Here is a 14,915-nt window from a genome sequence, read left to right as displayed (position 1 = left end):
TAGTTGTGGGTGATTTATTATAAATATAGTTAATAGAAAACGATAAAGAATAGTTTTTCTGCCTATTTACATTATTTGCAAGACTCAAGAATCAGCGGTGTTTTTCCTCCGTTTTCGCTTATTAATAAGAAATCTTTTCCAACAAACTCTAGTTTTTGTTTTTTACGATTATATAAGCCTATCCAATCTAAATTCGCTTTTCCATTTTCTAATACTGTTAATTTTCCAATAGGTTTGTTTTTATCTATATCTTCATCCACAATTTTTAATTCATTTTCGTAGTAATGACGCTGTGAAGAAACACTTGCATACTTTAAAATATATTCATTTTTGTTTGAACTTTTTTCTACTTTAAGATTAATATAGATAGCATTTACACTGTATAAAGATAAAAATCCTTCATTTTTATTGATTTCTAATTCAGTTAATTCATTTTCACAAATTACTGCCCAGGTTCCTTTTAAATCTGATGGATATGTTTTTTCATCTACTTTTCCATCTAATAATTTGATATCTTCATTAATATTGTCAAATTTTTCGTCCTGATTTTGTTCAATTTTATTAAGTTTTAATTTTTTAGAAGGAGAGGAGTGTATATATACATTTTTAGAGTTTTCATCAAAAGAAAAAGTGCCTTTCACAAATTCTGAAACTTCATATGTTCCTATAAAATTAAGTGTATCTTTCTTAAAATGATAAAGAGAATAAGTAGAAAACTGTTCTGTAAACGATGGCAATAACAAATATCCTTCAGAAGGATTATTTTCTTTCAACAAAATATGGATGTCCTTCTCTGCAAGTTCAAGTGAGGTATCATAAAAAAAATTGATATGAGCAGGCTTCCAGGAAACAAATTCTTTTTTATTATTTTCAATAGAAATATAAGCTCTTTCAGAGAGATACCTAATTTTTACAGTAAGAGAATTATGATTTAAATCTAGCTTTTGAAATGGCTTGTTTAGATCGTAATCAGCTTGTTTACTAACATTTAAAACTTCTGTATATAAATTTTCTTTTGTATTATTTATGGTACTTCCTATGCTATTTTTTTCATTTGTGGTGTTTAATAAATTAGCTTTTTTACAAGAAATACATGCCAATAAAAATAAAATTAAAAGGTTTCTCATATACATTTTTATGGTGTACTATTTAGTGAATTCGATTTTTCTAGACAAATAAAAATATTGCCTATCACTTATATTGGGTTTTAATTTTTATTTTATTCTGGAGAGAATTTATAAGATTGTTAAGGAGTATTACTTTTTATTCTTGCAGAATTATATTGTTCGGAATCTTTTATAACATTAGATGTTCCATAGAATTCTTTATCTTTTTTATATAATGTAATCAATAAATCTTTTTTGTTACCCTTTATATTAACAAGAGTACTGCCTGGGTCATCATATTCTTTTCTATATAATGGTTGATCTCGACTTTGATTTCTGTATAGAACAGAAGTATTGGAATTCCGGCAGTGTATAATATTTTACTAAAGACTATTGTTTAAGGAGAACATTTTTTTAGAATGATTTCTTTTGCTTTACTTTCCTGTTGGAAGCTAGATTCTTTAAACTCTCTTTTTTTATTTTTTTTATTATAGAAACCATACCAATAAAAATACATGGTATTATCATCAATCATTTTAATGTATGCTATAGGTTCATTATTAATATATTCATTCCAGTTCAAATCTCTTCCTATATTCCCTACGTCTTCTGGAATTTCTTTTAATGTATAAGCAATTCCCTTTTCAGAGTCATATCTTTTGAGTTCTTTCATATCGATATAAACTTGGTTGTATAGGAGTGTTAAAGATGCTTCTTTATCAGCAATAGATATATTCCCTGCACCTGTTTTACAGTCTACTTGCCAGGTTCCATTAGGATAGTATTGTAAATTTTGGTTTTTAGTCTCTTTTTTGTCTGATGATATAGACAAAAGATTATTTTTAGAATTGGATGATATTTCATCTTCAGCATTTATGATTTTTTTTTCAGAAAGATAAATCCATTTCCCATTTTCTTTTTGATAGTATTGTTGTAAATAAGGAAAGTTTAGATTGTATTCGTCAGCATTCTCTATGGTAATGAAATTTTTGGGAATGAATGTTCCAATAATTTTAAAGTCTTTTTCAGCTTTTACTTTTTCTTTGAGAATTTTATTAATTTTTTTCTGATCACTGGCAGAATAATAATTCAATGAATTTTCTTCATCATATAAAGGTATAATATGATTGTTCTTTTCAAAATCTTGATAGTAATTAATTTCCTGTTTTGAGTTCGGAATATAGTATACAGTAAATTTTCCTAATTCTTTAATTATAGAAGAAGAGAAAATTAGTTTTTTTTCTGAATCAAAATATAAATTTGAAGTTTTATTAAAATTATCTGTTAACGAAGGTTTTACTTTGTCGGTCTTATTAGATATAGATGTTGTCGATTTTTCTTGTCCATTGCAACTAAGCATGAATAGAAAAAATAATAAATGGAGTAATATGAATTTTATTCTCATTTTGGGTTTCCTTTTGTAGTTTCGTCAAATTTTGTTTTCATAAATTGTTCTGGATCTATGCGGGTAGCTCCAAAACTTGAGCTTGTAGCAGCTTCTATATGTATATGTCTGTAAATAGGATTGATACCATGAATAAGTTTACCGTTTTTATAAACTGAAGCTGCATTTCCGGTACTTCCTGATTTACCAATTGTATCACCATGTTTTACTTTTTGGTTTTTAATAACAGAAACTTCATCTAAATGGCAGTACTTTATATAGACATCATTACCATTTTTATCTTTTGATTTAATCACAATATAATTACCGAGGCTATTCTCTCTGTACTCATTTGCAGAAAATGTTTTTACCAAATCAGATACCGTTCCACACATCATTGATTTTACTGCTGTGCCTGAAGATGCCAGAATATCAGTTCCAGTGTGATAATATCCATCGGGATGGGTGCTATTATAACGTTTTGTACGATGCCATCTGTTCTTATTCACATTATCACTTTGGTTGTTAAGTTTTGGACTTGATACCACATCTGAATATTCAAAACATTGGGATCTGTCATCCGGACATACTCCTGATGATTCTTCACCTTCATTACAACATTTTACTCCAAAATCTTTTAAGAAGCCTTCTTTTAAATGTAGATTAGTATTTCCCTTCAGTTCTTCTTGTAGGAACTGCTCATAATGTTCAATGCAGGTAGTTAAAGGTGTTGCAGGTTGCCTGGAGCCATTGTAAAAATAGTGACTTTCTGTTTCTGTTTCCGGTAAGCTTGCCCAGATGTAGCAGGCATCCTGCTGTATGGCTTCTCTAATTTTATTGGCTATTATTTTACCAAGAAGATCTTCTCTTTGTTTTTGCATCAGAGCAATACATATTTTATCCTGAGATTCAGGTGTATAGTCTGGAATTTTATATTTTTTCAAAAGATCTCTTTCCTCAAAATATCTGCCTGTTTTTTTCTTCTTTACGACCTCAAATCCAGATAGTTCCCACCATGTGTATCTCATTACCTGATAAGCGCCTGCCGCAGAAGATCCTTCTTTGTCATTCTTACCTTTGTAGACAAGTTGAGGGTGAGTGCTTAAATCTGTGATTGTATTACCTGCAAATGCTATAGTATATCCTCTCTGGAAATCATGAGGAATATAAATGATTTTTTTCTGTTTTCTATCATAAGACTTAATGATTTCTCCGGTGCCTTCTCCCACACGTAGCATTCTTATAAATGCTCTTACTCTTGCTTCACAATCACATTTCTTACCTATTTGGAAATAAGCTCCTTCTTTTTTAAGGAATTCTTTATCATGCTGTTTTTCTCCCTGTGCTTTAGCGTGAAGGTATAGGAATTCCGGTACTTTTTTCAGTAATTTAAAGGTAATAGTGTTTCCTTCACTATAGTTCTTTATTTCTAAAACTTTTTTGATTTCTTCTTCGCTGGACGTTTTTCCGCTTTCTATTTTAGGATTTTTGGAATTTCCTTTTTGGGCGTTGGCAAGAATAACCTTAGCTATGGATGCTTTTTGGGTTTCATTAGTTATGTTGGTTGGTCCTCCGAATGTATAGATGTAAGTTCCGTCTTCTTTTCCTTTGCTGATTTTATCTTTCCATTGTTTCAAATCATCTTCAGATTTTGGACGAAGATGGATCGGAATTTTGACTATATTATCTTTTACAGTACCAGTGAACATTGTTTTTTCAGTTCCAGGAACTGCTTGACCGGCTGGAGTTTTTTGTTCCATTTGTTCCTCAGTAATTTCAAGAACAGGAAGAAGAGAGTCTGGAGCACCTTTAATGAGACCATCTTTTTCTTTAATAGAAATAGTCACCTGTTTTGCTTCCAGCAACATAGTTCTGGCTACCAGGTATAATTTTTCATCCAATGGAGCGCTGTCTACTTTTTTAAAGTCTGCACCTAGTTTAAACGTTTTAAAAGTAACGGTTTTTTCATTGGTTGTATCTTTACCGTAAGCCTGAGCAGTCAATGATGCTGCAATTATTTCCAGAGTGGTGTATTTTTTCTGAGCTTTCAGGCTGTCTTTAACTTTATTAAGGATAGTCTGAGCCACTTTATTTTTCTCTTCGGCAGTAGAGGTTTTGTTACCACTTTTGCTTCCTCCGAAAGTATAGGTATGAGTACCATCTTCCTCTCCGGTTTGCTTGGTATATTCTTTTTTTGCAAAATAAGCATCCAGAAGTTCTTCAACCTTCACTGGATTGACAGTAGTAGGAGATATTCCACCGGATGGCGGCGGTGTTGCCGGCTGAGTATTATGAGCTTGTCCATGGGCTGATACAGGATCAGGGACTGGAGTAGGATTTGGACTAGGAGTTGGTTGTTGAGGTTGCTGTGGTTGTTGAGGCGGAGGAGCCGGCTGTTGTGGCTGTGGCGCAGGTTGTTGAGGCTGCGGTTGTGGTTGCCCTGCAGGAGTACGCAGTTCTGCAGGGGTGTTGATATTTACATTATTGGTTGCATGTTTTTTATGGGCATAGTATTCTACAGTTACATAGAATTCCATTTGCTGAGGATCAGTTTCTCCTTCCATCGCTTTCCTCATAAGTGCTTTGGTTAGCATAAATTCAGCTCTGGCAGTTCCATTAATGACTTTTGCTCTCTTATTGTCTATAGACTGATTACGATTATTATGCCCAGAATCTCTGGCATCATCTTCCCAAAGAGTAAACATCAGATATTGACCTTCCAGGTTCATGCAACTGGCTTCTGCAACCAGTTTTTCTGTAAAACTGAAAACGGTTCCAGGGGTGTCGTCTATATATTTTAATTCTACTTTATTAATTTTAGGAACATCATTAGGCTGTGGCTGTACCTCAAGTGCCATAGGTGCTCTTTCTTCCGGACTATGAAGATAAGCTTCCACTCTGAAGGTATCTTTGTAAGCATTTGTATTAAAAGTAAAGCTGCTTATTCCCACTTTCTTGATCGTAGTAGGAACAAATTTTCCGTTTACCTTTTTAAATAAATGCCAGGTAACGAGTGCCGGATTCCTTTTGTGCATTGGTGTGGCAGGATACCACTCATCAATTCTATAAGTAGCCAGCTCACCTACTTTTGGTTTTGTATTCCCCGATATTTTATAAATTCCTTGTTTTGACATGACCGAAAAGTTTAAGGTTAATAGGCGTCCACTTCATCACCTTCCGTTTCTTTCTGAAATTCTTTGAAATCTACAAAAGGATTGATGTTATGCTGTTCCTGTGGATCTGCTTTTTTTACATTCTGTTTGTTCATAGCTGCGGTCTGCCCATGTTCCATGATGGTGATTTTACCGCCTGTAGAACACATGAGCTCTGAAATTTCAGTGACACAGCTGTTGCCCATTACCTTTACTTTTTCATAGGTCTTCTGCCATTTTCCAGCGGGAGCGTAAGCGCAGGGAAGATATCCTCCTGCTGATGGTTTCAGTTTGCATTTTCCAAAGCTTGGACCTTGAGGATTGAATTGAAGATCCTGTTCAGTGACCGCCAGAAAATCTGCCTGCCCCTCCTCATTATTCCAATAATGTTTTTGATGAGATGTTACTTTAAACTGTGGAAATTGATCACCTTGATTACATTGAGCTTTCCCTTTCTGTATTACAAAGTGTTTTCCGTCATGTGGTGATGCGGATCCGGACATATTTTGCGTTTTTTATTGGTGTTGCTTCAAAGATACTAATTTATTTTAATTGCTTTTCCATTATAAAAACTTCATTTTCTGTTACATCGCCAATATATAATTCAAAATTTCCTGTAATTTTCTGAATCATTAAATTTGTTCGGTCAAAGATATATTCGGCTTCGTGACGACAGCTAATAGAATTGTTGCTAGGTACTGACTGTTCATAATAGTCATGGTTTTTATCATAAAGCTGGTTAAGATCCCGATAATCACGGCTATTTCCGGTTTGTGTGATTTTCAAAACATCATTATCATTGTTTTGATTTTTGGGAAAAATTCGGTTGTGGAGCTCAAAACGGATAGGAGAGGCATTGGTGAGCCACGGAATAAACTCGTGGTAAACCTCAGAATCTGTCCATTCATTATAGGTTGCCTTATAGAAAGCTCCAAAAAGAAACTGAACGGGTAATGTATGTCTCATACTTTTCAAAATATCATCTTTATCCTCAACCTTTCTCTTCATCTGATCGATATAAGAAGCTGAAATATTATCCGTGAAATATTTTTTCAGCGCTTCTAATTCATCTTTGATCACTGGTTTCGGATGAAAGAATTTTACATCTGTAAGTGTTCCGGTTTTATTTACCTTGATTTCTACGGGAAAGAGTAGGTTTGCACATGCTTTGGCAAGACTGGAAACTTTGGAGTCGGATTCTATTCCGTCTTTTCTGGATCCGAAAATCTGTAATGAGAGGAAATGATCATTTTCTTCTGCTCTCAGATATTTAAGTTCTGTCTGATACTGATAGCTGGATTGTATTTCACCATCTTGTAACTTTTTATGGCTGATATTATAAATACCGCTCAATAAAGGAATCGAATATTTAATTTTTCCTTGTGGCGGATGAAAGTATAAGCTGTCACCATTTTCATTGATCTCTTTATTCAGACTACTGATTTCATCTCCAAAGGGAATCAAAAGAAGTGTACCGGATTTTAATTGTACGGGTTCTACAAGTCTGTCGTATACAGCGCAGTGCTTGTTGTGAAATTTTTTGAGATAATCCGGGTTCTCTATTTTAAGGTCAGAAGCAATCTTTTCCAACGTATCGCCCGGAAGAGTCATATAGGTAATCATGTGATTTGGTAATTAATGATTATTGTTTAAAATACAAAAAAAGTTTCCTGACGTAATTTATAAAAAATCTCACAAAAAACCTTCCAGATCTTTTTTATAAAGTAATTATCCCTGAAAATGGGGAGTGATTTTATACTTTGAACATACTTGATTTGAATGAAAATTTTCTCTATTCTGATTTTATCCTGCTCTTATGAATATATCCCTGTTTTCCTTCTTTAGTTTTTACTAGAAACCACTCGCCAGAATTATCCAACACTTCAATATTTTCACCAGATTTTACCTTTTGTAAGATATCTGAGGATGTATTTTTTTCTTTTCTTAGATTGGTGTAACCGTCGGGATCATTTACAATAGCTGTGTGAATCTCATCTGTCCCTACATCTCTTTGTTTTTGAGGAATATAATTTTTAACAGCTTTTTCCAATAATGGGAAATTATAAAACTTTTTAGATTTTAGTATATTCATATAATCTGAATGATTATCAAAGTAAAAATTAACATCAGCCTCATTGTCACTTTTAATTAATTCATTTAAAATATTAGCGATAATTTCATTTTCTTCATCCTTTGTAAATTGTGTGTATCCCAAGTTTTTATTTTCCGATGGAAATGAAGAAATTAATGTTGTTAAGGCATCAGGTTTATATTTTCCTATACCTTCTAATATTTTTTTTCTTAATTTTTGTCCTTCAGGCTTGTACTGATCAAAAACAAGTTCATATATATTATCTTTATTATATATGCCAATACTATTTATAGCCGTTTTCAACATATTTTCATTGAGATAAAACCCTGTTCTCGCAATGATACTATAGAGGTAATTACTGTCTTTTTGAAGAAAGACTGTAAAAGCAGAAGGATCTTTAGTAAAAACCAGTTTATTGAAATTTAACATGTAAAAGTCTTCATCTTTAGGAACTCCTTCTTTATAGACTGTTTTATCAAACTCTTCCCATGTCTGGTATGTTGAAATAAAACGCTCATTAACAAAGATAACATCTGAATATCCTGTATCTTTTGTTTCATTATCATTAAACTTACAAGTATCAATATCTATTGAGTAATAATCCAAAACTTTCTGACGAAAATCTTCATGGGTTGGAAATTGATAATATCCATTTTTTAATACCTCTACCATATGAGGCATATATTTCTTTAAATCATCATCAGAATAGGGAAGGTCTTCTTTTATTGTTTGCATATTTTGGCTTTTTGATTTAGAACAACATACTAGTAGTAAAGAACAAAATGCGATAAGAATATTATGTTTCATAGTTACAGCTTTTAAAAACTTATTGTGAGTCATCTGGTTTACTTGTCTTTCTTTTATAATCTTTTGGATCTCTTATGGTTCCATAAGCTTTGTAAACTTTATTTTCCATTTCATCTTCAGTGACATCTTCCACATAAGCTATTATTTTTTTTCCTGATTTTTTTAGATTATTATAGATTTCTATTAATTGAGGCATATCATCATTATAAACTCTGACACATCCATGGGTTACCATTAAAGAACCTTTATCATTAATAGCATCTGCTTCCTTTTTGCCATTCACTTTTTTGCGCCAGCCATATGTATGACCACAGTGAATTAAAATACCATCCCGTCCATTATCCATGGCTTTTTTCGCTTCTCCGTCAATTCCTGTCATATCGAAAACTCCATGGTTTCCAAAAGCAAGTTCTCCAACATGTCGTTTAGAATAACTTATTGCCCAACGTCCAGTGGGGATATCTCCATACTTACCACCCCCTAATCTATTAGTCCCGCCAGTACCATGAGCGAAGGCATAACATTTAAATAATACTCCGGTGTTATCAAAAATAACCAGCAAGCCTACTGTTAGCCTATTAAATGGTTGTATAATATCTATATAAGCTGTTTTGTCATCCGCAGAATAAGCTTTATCATAAGTTGTTATGCTTTTATTGTTTGGTTCTTTCTGTAGTTCAACAGGTTTACATTTATTGACTTCTAAAACTTTAACTGCAGATTCAAAAAAAGCTTGTCTCCGTTTTAAATGTTTTAATGCTTTATTAACTCTTTTGGTTACTGTTTGTACTGATTCTTTATTTTCTGCTGCTAGGGGGGTAATACCTCTTGCGCTCCAGTAATATATTGCACTTAAAGCACTCCAAGGGGGACTTAAAACTAAATCTGGATTAGTAACAAAATTTAAAGCTCCGGCAGATTTAGCTTTCGGACGATAATTTTGTTCATAAAACTCATTAAATTTTGTATAAACTTCTCGTCCAGTTATTTGAATCAGACCTCTTCCTCTAAAAGAATATCCATCAGTATCATATTTATTCCCCAAATGTAAATCTTTTTCTACTTCTGGTCCATATACTTTGTTAGCCATTTCAATTCTGGTAGCAATAGGCATGGCAGGCGAACTTACTTCTTCTCTAGCATATTTTTTGAGATCTCCCGGATGTTTACTAAAGTATGCATTAAAAGTTGTCTTCGCATTCACTTGAGTATAATTAAAACCTTCTTCTACACTATAAAAACCTGTTTCTTCACATATTTGAGCTAATAAATGGGCTTTCTGAATACAATGATCTAAATCATAAATGTGTAATAATTGATTAAGTCCGTCTAAATGTGTTTGTGCAATTTTATAATTTTTAGAACTTAAAGTAAGTTTATCTTTTTTCTTAGAATCTTCGGGATCCATAATATCCATAATTTGGATTAATTGTTGCAATGTTATTGGTTTATCACAATTTGGACATTTATTTTTGTCTACCGGTTCTTGAGGTTTCTTTATACTTGTGGTTGTTCTAGTTGGCTCCGGCTTAGTTGGCGGTGTATCCAATGTCACGGGAATTACCGGAGAATCTACTGAGACTCCATTGTGGATAACTTCTATAAAATATTCAGGTGCACTTCCTTCTCCTGTTTCATAGCTATTGTCATATATTTCTTTTGTTAGTTTGACATTATTTAGGAAATTGGTGTCATATAATAGTTTAGCAGGCTTTTCATACAAAAGGTTATTGGTATAGCGTGAAAAATCTTCTTGCCAGATTTTTATATTCACTGTTTTACCTTTCATATTCTGAGTGACTATTTTAATAGATACAATATCTCCTATTTTTGCATTTTTAAGTGTTTTGCCTGTTCCGTCTGTAAATTCAGCACTGATAATTTTTCCTTCAGGATCTGCCTGTTTTTTTGCAGCAGGAGTCTGTGGAAATTTATCTGAATCAGGATTGGGCTTTGGCTTAGCGGGTATAGGGTCCGGTTTTGTTGGAGCAGGTTTTTTCTGTTGGGGCAGTTGTTGTAGAGTAGGCTTTGGTTTTGGCTGGGTTGATGTTGGATCATAAGTAGGATTGGCAACATTAACATTAGGACTGGCATTCATTATTTTTTTATCGACAACTTCAGCGGTCACATAATATTCATGGGTTGCTCCTTCATTCTTATCTCCGGCAGCAATATGTGCATTGGCGATTTGTACAGCCATCGTATATATTGGTAAACGAAATACCACATCTGTTTTCCCGTATTGGTTAACAGAACCTGTGAGTGGAATAGAATTGATTTTGTTTAAAGCATTAATAACTGGATCATGTCCTTTACCTTTAGCATCATCTTCCCAAAGGATAAATGATACAGATTTTTTAAACATTTCCACACAATGTGCTCTTGCGATAATGGTATCTTTATAGCTTAGTCTTTTCCCTTTCGGAATTGGATTATAGTTTACATCAAGAAGTTCTACTCTGGTAATTTTAGGTTCTTTTGCTCTTTGCGGATGAATCAGGAGCTCTCCCATATCATTTCCACACTGCACTACAATTTTCATAGCTTTATGAAAAAGGCTTTTTTGTCCGAATGTGTAGGGAACCATTTGCCCTTCTTTATCATGTTTTGCCCTTCGCCATCCATTCTCGTCCTGAACAAAAATTCCCCACTGTATTTTAGCCGTCTGTAAGGGTGATGAAATAGAGAGTGGCTGAAGCCAATTATTTATTGCAGAAATAGAGTACATTTCTAATTTTCCTATAACAGGATTAGCATTTCCTATAATGGTTAGTTTTCCCATATCCTGTCTTTTTTATTCGCAAATATTATCTTCATTTTCAATTTCCTCCTGAAATTCTTGAAAATTCAAAAAAGGATTGATCATGTGTTGTTCATCCGGATCTGCATTTTTGATATTTTGCTTATTCATAGATGCTGTTTGCCCGTGTTCTTTCACCGTAATTTTTCCTCCTGTTGAACACATAAGTTCGGAGATTTCAGTGACACAACTTTTATCCATAACTTTTACTTTCTCATAAGTCTGTTGCCATTTTCCGGCAGGGGCAAATGCACAGGGAAGATAACCTCCTGAACTTGGTTTTAATTTACACGTACCAAAACTAGCACCTGGAGGCGTAAATTGAAGATCATCTTCGGTAACAGCTAAATAATCTGGCTGTCCCTGATCGTCATTCCAATAATGTTTCTGATGAGAGGTAACTTTAAACTGCGGAAATTTGTTTCCTTGATTGCATTGGGCCCTGCCTTTTTGGATAACGAAATATTTTCCGTCATGAACAGACGAGATCTTAGACATATTTGTGTTTTTTGATGAGATTTAAAGATATGAATTTGTGGGTAATCTTAAAACTTTATTTTGATGTAATACGTTGATATATAGCGTTTTTTTAATTGATTTAATAAACTTGGTTTAAAGTTTTCTATGATTCTTAATTTTAAAATTAATGTGGTTGGTTTTAGGCTGAATTTGGTTAAAAAACTCAGAAGAACAAGAAGATGGATATTCACTATAAAACACAAAAAAACCTTCCAGTTAACTGAAAGGTTTTTGATATCGTATGAATAACTTTTTACAATCCGAACATTTTTGCAAACAGATCCGGGAAGATTCCCAGAATGATGATCAATACAATCACTATTACTGCAACAATGTTATAAGTAAGTGTTACCTTTTCTGATGATTTAAAGGTTGACTCTTTAAAGAAGAACATCGCGATGATCAATCTTAAATAGTAAGCAATAGATAAGGCAGAACCTAATACTGCTACCAATACTAAGAATGCCGCTCCGTTCATTGCCTGGGAGAATAAAGCAAATTTTCCCATGAAACCAGCAGTTAATGGAACTCCTGCCATTGAAAGCATAGAGATCGCTGCTACTGTTGCCAATAAAGGTTCTGTTTTTGCCAATCCTTTGAAAGCTCCGAAAGAAGTTTCTCTTTTTAATTTCTCTACCCAGATCAGACACATGAAAACTCCTACTGTTGATAACGAATAAGCGAATAAATAGAATGCTAAGTTATAAGTAGAAAGGCTTGTCATTCCGAAGAATACTAATCCGATGTATCCTGCGTGAGATACTGAAGAGTATGCCAACATTCTTTTTGCATTCGTCTGAGCAAGACCCATAACGTTTGCTAAAAGTAATGTAATGATTAAGAATACTCCAAGAACATTAATCCACTCGTGGGTAACTCCGGCAAATCCTATTGTCATTAATCTGAACAACGCGAAGAAACCTGCAATTTTTACAACACTTGCCATGAAAGCAGTAATCAATGAAGGAGAACCTGTATATACATCAGGGCTCCACATATGGAATGGTGCTAATGATACTTTGAAAGCCAATGCACAAAGAATAAGCAATACCCCTAAAATGAACATTACATTTCCTGTATTTGCTACTCCAAAGTCATGGATTCTATATAAATCGAAACTTCCTGCACTTCCGTAAATAAAAGCGATCCCGAAAAGTAAGAAACCTGTCGCGAATGCACCCATTAAGAAATATTTGATCGAAGCTTCGTTTGATCTCAGATCAGTTTTGTTGGCACCAGCCATTACATATAACGGAATAGAAAGAATTTCAACACCTAAGAACATCGTTACCAAGTTCTGGTATCCGAAAAGAACAATCCCTCCGCATAATGCAAACAGCATCAATGCATATAATTCTGATTGGTGGCTTCTGTGATTGCTGAATGCAAAACCTCCCAAGAAGAATAACAATAAAGTTGTTACAATGGATAATTTTGTAAATAATGCAGTATTGGCACTGTATTCATACATATGCTTGTATTGATCGAAGAACGAACATTCAGGCATAAAGCTTACATACAATGCGATGATTAAACCCAAAATCCCAATGTATCTTGCGAATTTTCCCTGTTCGAAAACTCCTGAAAATAACGCAATAACTGCCGTTAGGAAAACAATAATTAAAACACTCATAATATAGATTTGAGATGTGAGATCTGAAGTTTAAAGTTCAAGGTTTAGAGGTATAAGTTTCAGTTCAAAAGTTCCTGTCTCTTATCTCTTCGTCTTTTATCTTTATTCTCTCTAATCTCTTATTTTTTTAATTTTTAAATCTTTTAATTTTTTAGTTAGCCATCGCTGTGTAGATAAACTTCACTGAACTACTCACCATTTCGATTACCGGTTGTGGGAAAATACCAAGTAAGATCACAAAAACCGCTAAACTTGCCAATACAGAGAATTCTACACCAGATAAATCTTTTGCTGTACTCAATACTTCTGCATTTCCTCCTCCAAACATTGCTTTTCCGTAGAATCTCAATAAATAAACAGCTGCAAGAATGATCGTAAGACCAGCAATTACTGCTGCCGTTCCGTTGAAATCATATACTGCTTTCAGCAAAATAAATTCTCCGATAAATCCATTCGTCAATGGAACTCCCATTGAACCTAATATAATAATCAGGAACAATACAGCAAACTTAGGGGCTACTTTAGCTAAACCTCCCATTTGTCTGATGTCTCTTGATTTAAATCTCTTGTATAAAATATCACAACAGTAGAATAATCCTACTACGTTGATACCGTGAGCGAAAGTCTGTACTAAGGCTCCTTCAGCACCTTCCACATTGAAAGTTCCTCTTAAAGTAACGACTGCTGAAGCGAAGATACCCGCTACCATCAATCCTACGTGAGAGAAAGATGAATAGGCGATGATTCTCTTCATATCTGTCTGGATGATTGCGATCAATGCTCCGTGAACAATTCCCACAATAGCAAGGATGATTACAATCTGTCCTGAAATTCCTGCAATCGGAAGTGGAGTGATTGGAAGTAAATAACGCATTACACCATAAACAGCCATCTTAAGCATGATACCGGATAACAACATCGATCCCTGAGTAGGAGAGTAGGTATACGTATCAGGCTGCCATGTATGAAAAGGGAATACTGGTAATTTCACTGCAAAAGCAAAGAAAATGAACCAGAATACCACTGTCTGTTGTACTTCATTCAGTTGTGCATTGTATAGATCCGTTAAAGCGAATGATGCAGAGTGGTTGTACACATAGATCAATCCGGCTAACATAAATAAAGATCCTACGAATGTATATACGAAGAACTTCGTAGTAAATTCAAACCTTTTATTCTCTTGTCCCCAAAGTCCGGCAATAAACCAAATTGGAATCAAAGTTACTTCCCAGAAAATGTAGAACAATAATCCGTCTAAAGAAGTAAATACTCCTACAAGACCGAATTGCATCAGCAGAATCAATCCGTAGAATGTATTTCTGTAGTTTACATTTTCATTGAAAGAAGATAAAATAATGATTGGCGCCAAAATGTTTGTCAGCAATAAAAGAAGCATGCTCATCCCATCGATACCGAAGTGAA

General features: G+C 33.8%; 10 protein-coding genes. All 10 read right to left on the bottom strand.

Features of this window, described 5'->3' with window-relative positions:
* Window positions 1–71: 71 nt before the first annotated feature.
* Entirely contained in the window at window positions 72–1,127 is a 1,056-nt protein-coding gene (locus tag AC5YGG_RS20060; protein WP_496146209.1) for a hypothetical protein, read from the bottom strand.
* Window positions 1,128–1,503: 376 nt separating this feature from the next.
* Window positions 1,504–2,511, bottom strand: coding sequence for a hypothetical protein (locus AC5YGG_RS20055; RefSeq protein WP_496146208.1), 1,008 nt, complete (start codon window positions 2,509–2,511; stop codon window positions 1,504–1,506).
* Entirely contained in the window at window positions 2,508–5,624 is a 3,117-nt protein-coding gene (locus tag AC5YGG_RS20050) for a peptidoglycan DD-metalloendopeptidase family protein (RefSeq protein WP_496146207.1), read from the bottom strand. The genes AC5YGG_RS20055 and AC5YGG_RS20050 overlap by 4 nt, the downstream gene beginning before the upstream one ends.
* A gap of 17 nt (window positions 5,625–5,641) precedes the next feature.
* A complete protein-coding gene (locus AC5YGG_RS20045; RefSeq protein ID WP_496146206.1) occupies window positions 5,642–6,145 on the bottom strand; it encodes a DUF4280 domain-containing protein in 504 nt (167 codons plus the stop codon).
* Window positions 6,146–6,185: 40 nt separating this feature from the next.
* The gene (locus AC5YGG_RS20040; RefSeq protein ID WP_496146205.1) at window positions 6,186–7,265 is read right to left on the bottom strand and encodes a hypothetical protein; all 1,080 of its coding nucleotides are present in this window, start codon (window positions 7,263–7,265) and stop codon (window positions 6,186–6,188) included.
* Between the two features lie 169 nt (window positions 7,266–7,434).
* Window positions 7,435–8,469, bottom strand: coding sequence for an SH3 domain-containing protein (locus tag AC5YGG_RS20035; protein ID WP_496146204.1), 1,035 nt, complete (start codon window positions 8,467–8,469; stop codon window positions 7,435–7,437).
* A 91-nt stretch (window positions 8,470–8,560) separates the two neighbouring features.
* Window positions 8,561–11,323, bottom strand: coding sequence for a hypothetical protein (locus tag AC5YGG_RS20030; RefSeq protein WP_496146203.1), 2,763 nt, complete (start codon window positions 11,321–11,323; stop codon window positions 8,561–8,563).
* A gap of 12 nt (window positions 11,324–11,335) precedes the next feature.
* Window positions 11,336–11,839 carry a DUF4280 domain-containing protein gene (locus tag AC5YGG_RS20025; RefSeq protein WP_496146202.1) on the bottom strand — a complete coding sequence of 168 codons (504 nt, stop codon included), beginning with the start codon at window positions 11,837–11,839 and terminating at the stop codon, window positions 11,336–11,338.
* Window positions 11,840–12,113: 274 nt separating this feature from the next.
* Entirely contained in the window at window positions 12,114–13,493 is a 1,380-nt protein-coding gene (locus tag AC5YGG_RS20020; protein ID WP_496146201.1) for an NADH-quinone oxidoreductase subunit N, read from the bottom strand.
* 151 nt (window positions 13,494–13,644) lie between these two features.
* On the bottom strand, window positions 13,645–14,915 hold a 1,271-nt coding region (locus tag AC5YGG_RS20015; RefSeq protein WP_496146200.1), incomplete at its 5' end, for a complex I subunit 4 family protein.

This window comes from Chryseobacterium sp. CS2K3 (assembly GCF_059515185.1).
This window is presented reverse-complemented; position numbering and strand designations above follow the sequence as displayed.

Excerpts from the sequence above, each read along its gene's own strand:
- AC5YGG_RS20060 (WP_496146209.1), bottom strand. The coding sequence starts at position 1,127 with ATGAGAAACCTTTTAATTTTATTTTTATTGGCATGTATTTCTTGTAAA.
- AC5YGG_RS20055 (WP_496146208.1), bottom strand. The coding sequence starts at position 2,511 with ATGAGAATAAAATTCATATTACTCCATTTATTATTTTTTCTATTCATG.
- AC5YGG_RS20050 (WP_496146207.1), bottom strand. The coding sequence starts at position 5,624 with ATGTCAAAACAAGGAATTTATAAAATATCGGGGAATACAAAACCAAAA.
- AC5YGG_RS20045 (WP_496146206.1), bottom strand. The coding sequence starts at position 6,145 with ATGTCCGGATCCGCATCACCACATGACGGAAAACACTTTGTAATACAG.
- AC5YGG_RS20040 (WP_496146205.1), bottom strand. The coding sequence starts at position 7,265 with ATGATTACCTATATGACTCTTCCGGGCGATACGTTGGAAAAGATTGCT.
- AC5YGG_RS20035 (WP_496146204.1), bottom strand. The coding sequence starts at position 8,469 with ATGCAAACAATAAAAGAAGACCTTCCCTATTCTGATGATGATTTAAAG.
- AC5YGG_RS20030 (WP_496146203.1), bottom strand. The coding sequence starts at position 11,323 with ATGGGAAAACTAACCATTATAGGAAATGCTAATCCTGTTATAGGAAAA.
- AC5YGG_RS20025 (WP_496146202.1), bottom strand. The coding sequence starts at position 11,839 with ATGTCTAAGATCTCGTCTGTTCATGACGGAAAATATTTCGTTATCCAA.
- AC5YGG_RS20020 (WP_496146201.1), bottom strand. The coding sequence starts at position 13,493 with ATGAGTGTTTTAATTATTGTTTTCCTAACGGCAGTTATTGCGTTATTT.